The organism is Aestuariivita sp., from assembly GCF_049276915.1.
Classification (GTDB): Bacteria; Pseudomonadota; Alphaproteobacteria; order Rhodobacterales; family Rhodobacteraceae; genus Aestuariivita.
The window spans coordinates 1-1,593 of the sequence record NZ_JBASXK010000173.1 but is presented as its reverse complement, the minus strand read 5'-3'; the positions used below and the strand labels follow the sequence as shown (position 1 = coordinate 1,593).

The 1,593-nt window shown below is 64.0% G+C and carries 1 protein-coding gene and 2 pseudogenes; all 3 read right to left on the bottom strand.

The features are described from left to right. Positions 1-353: 353 nt before the first annotated feature. Positions 354-677 (bottom strand): annotated as a pseudogene (locus WAO69_RS18415) (DDE-type integrase/transposase/recombinase); the annotation flags it as partial. After that, entirely contained in the window at positions 625-1,347 is a 723-nt protein-coding gene (locus WAO69_RS18410) for an IS1595 family transposase (protein WP_422181872.1), read from the bottom strand. The gene WAO69_RS18410 and the pseudogene WAO69_RS18415, both read right to left, overlap by 53 nt. Positions 1,348-1,461: 114 nt before the next feature. After that, positions 1,462-1,548: pseudogene (locus WAO69_RS18405) on the bottom strand (hypothetical protein); the annotation flags it as partial. Between the last annotated feature and the right edge of the window lie 45 nt (positions 1,549-1,593).

Here is a 1,593-nt window from a genome sequence, read left to right as displayed (position 1 = left end):
GAGCGCAGAGGCTTGGATCCTCATCGCACACATCAGACGCGTGACACGGCATCTTGCAAGAAATGGAGAACGCTCAATTAGTTTTGAATCAGACTCTGAGAGACCGCTTCCGGGCCTCCAGGAGCCTGGGCCAGTGCTCAGCCCCACCCGCATAACCCTCGAAAACAACGAGAAAATTCGGCCGCAGCCGGATCGGGAGAACGCTTTCTCGAGGGCAAGTGGCGGAGCGGACGGGTCTGGCATCCAACGCTCTCCACCACCTAAACCGTTGAAATTATTCGTGCCGACCTGTGCTTTCAAATCCCAATTGCTGCAATTGCGACTGAAATCCAACTAGTACTTTCAGCCCCTTAGCCCTCGTGTTCCACGGCGCGCCAAAGATAGTGTCTGTCGCCGTTGATCTTCACAAACATCTCGTCCAGGCGCTACTGCCAGTTCGAATACGACCGCATCTGCTGGACACGTCTTCGGCGGAATTCAGCGGCAAACATCGGGCCAAATCTATTCCACCAGAACCGAACAGTTTCATTGCTGGCGTCTATGCCGCGTTCGTGCAGTAGATCATCGACGATGCAGAGCGAAAGTGGAAAGTGAGCATACATCATCACCGCTAGGCGGGCGGTGTCAGCAAACCGTGTTGGCGCGATGGCCTGAAGCGAGCAGCAGCCAGAGCGCATGAAGGTAGGAGCGGTCCGCGTTGTTCCGAGCGGCATGCCATCGGCCGTAGGCTGCAAGATTCTTTGACGCTGGCCCACAGAAGGGCTGCATGAAGGCACGGAACCGGCTGATCAGGGCATTCACGGTGTTGATGTGGTGGCTCCGCGGGGTGCGCTTCGTCCGCCGCCCGGCATTGAGGGCGAAGTGCGGGATACGCTCGTCCTTCGCGATCCTTTCGTAGGTGACAAAGCCGTCGGTGCAGAGCACCGCATCCGGCGCCATCACCGGCAGCAGCGCACCGGAGATCGCCGCCTGGCCCGCGTCGGCAATGGCCTCGAAGGCTCGGTGACCAGCGCGATCGGTTGCCGCGAGGAGCTTCTTCTCCCAGGCCCGCCAGCCCCCCGGAGGTGCTACCGCCAAACCGCCCCTGCGCCGATAGGCTCGCCACTTCAGGCGCGGCGGTGCTGGCTGGTTGGCGCGGTCGCGCTGGTGCCGGACCCACTCCCTCGACCCTTTACGGCTCTCGCGTTGGTGGGCTTCGTCGGCTTCGACGATGCCAGTAAGGGTGGCGTCAGGCTCCGGCTTCAGAGCGCCGATGATCGCCATCCGCCAGCGCCAGATGCTGTGACGCGACGCACCCAGCACCTCGGCCCCGCGGCGGCAAGACATCGGCTGCGGCGCCTCGATCATGTCACGCGCCAGCGCGACCACCAGGTCGGGGCGGTGAACCCGGGCCAGCGGCGTGCCGCTGCGGCCTGACCAAGTCGCCCCGCACCCCGAGCAGTGCCATCGCTGTGCGCCTGTTCTGGTCCGACCCCACCGGGTGCGCGTGTCACCCCCACAGCGGGGGCAGGACGCCGCCGGGCCGCCAGCATCCGCCCACGCGTCGATCTCCCGGACCGCCTCGGCACGCTTGCGCGCATCGGCAACGAGCCC

Excerpts from the sequence above, each read along its gene's own strand:
- WAO69_RS18410 (WP_422181872.1), bottom strand. The coding sequence starts at position 1,347 with ATGATCGAGGCGCCGCAGCCGATGTCTTGCCGCCGCGGGGCCGAGGTG.